We start from the raw sequence: 2,948 nt of genomic DNA on the forward strand, positions 1-2,948 counted from the left end.
CGTAAAACACTTTCCTAATCACGCGTCCGGGGCCATTAGTACGGCTCGGCTCCATGCATCTCTGCACCTCCACCTGCCGCCTATCAACGTCGTCGTCTCCAACGCCCCTTTATACCGGAACACTCATCTCGGGGCCAGTTTCGCACTTAGATGCCTTCAGCGCTTATCTTAACCCAACGTAGCTACTCGGCCGTGCCTGCGGCCAAACAACCGATCCGCCAGCGGTTGGTCCATCCCGGTCCTCTCGTACTAAGGACAGACCCCCTCAGTATTCCAACGCCCACCACAGATAGGGACCGAACTGTCTCACGACGTTCTGAACCCAGCTCGCGTGCCACTTTAATCGGCGAACAGCCGAACCCTTGGAACCTTCTCCAGCCCCAGGATGTGACGAGCCGACATCGAGGTGCCAAACCTCCCCGTCGATGTGAGCTCTTGGGGGAGATCAGCCTGTTATCCCCGGCGTACCTTTTATCCTTTGAGCGATGGCCCTTCCATGCGGAACCACCGGATCACTATACCCGACTTTCGTCCCAGATCGGCGTGTAGGCCTCACTGTCAAGCTCGCTTTTGCTATTGCACTCCACTGCCGATTACCGTCCGGCATGAGCGAACCTTGGGAAACCTCCGTTACCCTTTCGGAGGTGACCACCCCAGTCAAACTACCCACCAAACACTGTCCCCCAGAAAGGGTTAGACCGCCAGTCAGCCAAGGGCGGTATTTCAAGGTTGATTCCACGATGCCTGGCGACACCGCTTCGCAATCTCCCGCCTATCCTACACATGCCTGACCGGCGATCCATGTTAAGCTGTAGTAAAGGTGCACGGGGTCTTTCCGTCCCGTGGCGGGTAAGCGGCATCTTCACCGCTACTACAATTTCACCGAACTCATGGTTGAGACAGTGCCCAGATCGTTACACCATTCGTGCAGGTCGGAACTTACCCGACAAGGAATTTCGCTACCTTAGGACCGTTATAGTTACGGCCGCCGTTTACTGGGGCTTCAGTTCAAACCTTCGCCTTGCGACTAAGCTCCCCCCTTAACCTTCCAGCACCGGGCAGGTGTCAGACCCTATGCGTCAACTTTCATTTTGGCAGAGTCCTGTGTTTTTGGTAAACAGTCGCCTGGGCCTCTTCTCTGCAGCCTCCCATCACTGGGTAGGCCCCCCTTATCCCGAAGTTACAGGGTCATCTTGCCGAGTTCCTTAACCATGATTCTTTCGCGCACCTTAGAATATTCTTCCCAGCTACCTGTGTCGGTTTACGGTACGGGTACCCATGCGCTTAACGGCTCATCACTTTTCTTGGAAGCCCCTTCAGTAATTCGCTTTGGCCGAAGCCGCTGCTCAACGCCCTATTCCGTCAGGACCTACTACCTCCGGCACTCCGTCATGACTCGCCCTGCATGGACAGTTCAGGACTATTAACCTGATTCCCCTCAAAGCCCGGCCTTCGCCTGCTCCTTAGACCCCGACTAACCCTCCGATGACTGCCATCGCGGAGGAAACCTTAGCTTTTCGGTGTGGGGAGTTCTCATCCCCATTCTCGTTACTTATGCCTACATTTGCTTTTCACAGCCCTCCAGTAAGGCTCACGCCTATCCTTCGCCGGCCTGTGAATGCTCTCCTACCACACTACGCTCCTGCGTAGGTCCATCGCTTCGGTGGTGTGCTTGATGCCCGTTTATTATCGACGCCCGCCCCGCTCGACCAGTGAGCTGTTACGCACTCTTTAAAGGAATGGCTGCTTCCAAGCCAACCTCCTGGCTGTCTCAGCAGCCGGACCGCCTTTGTTCAACTTAGCACACACTTGGGGACCTTAGCGGATGGTCTGGGTTGTTCCCCTCTCGGAGCAGGACCTTAGCACCCTGCCCCTCACTGCCCAGCACCCACTTGCGCATTCGGAGTTCATCAGAAGTTGGTAGGATGTGACTCCCCCGCATCCTGTTGGTCGCTCTACCTCACAAGTGGTAACACTGAACGCTGTTCCTAAAAACATTTCGGAGAGTACGAGCTATTTCTCAGTTTGATTGGCCTTTCACCCCTACCCGCAGCTCATCCGGAAGCTTTTCAACGCTTATCGGTTCGGTCCTCCACGGTGTGTTACCACCCCTTCAACCTGGCCACGGGTAGATCACCAAGTTTCGCGTCAACCCCCACTGACTCAAACGCCCTGTTCAGACTCGCTTTCGCTTCGGCTGCGGACGTCAACGTCCTTAACCTTGCCAGTGACGGTTACTCGTAGGCTCATTATGCAAAAGGCACGCCGTCACCCCCCGCTGGGGGCTCCGACCGCTTGTAAGCGACTGGTTTCAGGGTCTATTTCACCCGGGTACTCCCCGTGCTTTTCACCGTTCCCTCACGGTACTCTCCACTATCGGTCTTCTGGTCGTATTTAGCCTTACCGGATGGTGCCGGCTGATTCAGAGGGAATTTCTCCGGTTCCCCCCTACTCAGGATCCCCAACCCATCAACTCGTGTACGCGTACCGGGCTCTCACCGTCTGTGGCTGGCCTTCCCAGGCCATTCCGCTTCTCTCCCGTTGATTTGATGTCGGGTCCTACTACCCCGCCTACGCCGTAACGTAGATGGTTTGGGCTGTTCCGCGTTCGCTCGCCACTACTGACGGAATCACAATTGTTTTCTCTTCCTGCGGGTACTTAGATGTTTCAGTTCTCCGCGTTCGCCCTCCCAAAGGAGTACTGGTTCTTCAAACCAGTGGGTTGCCCCATTCGGACACCTGAGGATCAAGCCCTGCCAGCGGGTCCCCTCAGCGTTTCGTCGCTTGCCACGTCCTTCATCGCCACCAGAAGCCAGAGGCATCCCCCAGCCGCCCTTTTGCTGCGTGTTTAGCACGCTTTACTAAAAAGCTTAACGTTTTATCGTCTCTTTGTGTGTCGACAGGCATTCACATGCCCGTCTTCGTTTCTCCCTGTAGGTCAAAGAACA

The 2,948-nt window shown here is 55.7% G+C and carries 1 rRNA gene; it reads right to left on the bottom strand.

The features are described 5' to 3' along the window. Positions 1 to 14: 14 nt before the first annotated feature. Positions 15 to 2,850 (bottom strand): 23S ribosomal RNA (locus tag ACYVAC_RS16220). Between the last annotated feature and the right edge of the window lie 98 nt (positions 2,851 to 2,948).

Source organism: Spirosoma luteolum (assembly GCF_054778875.1).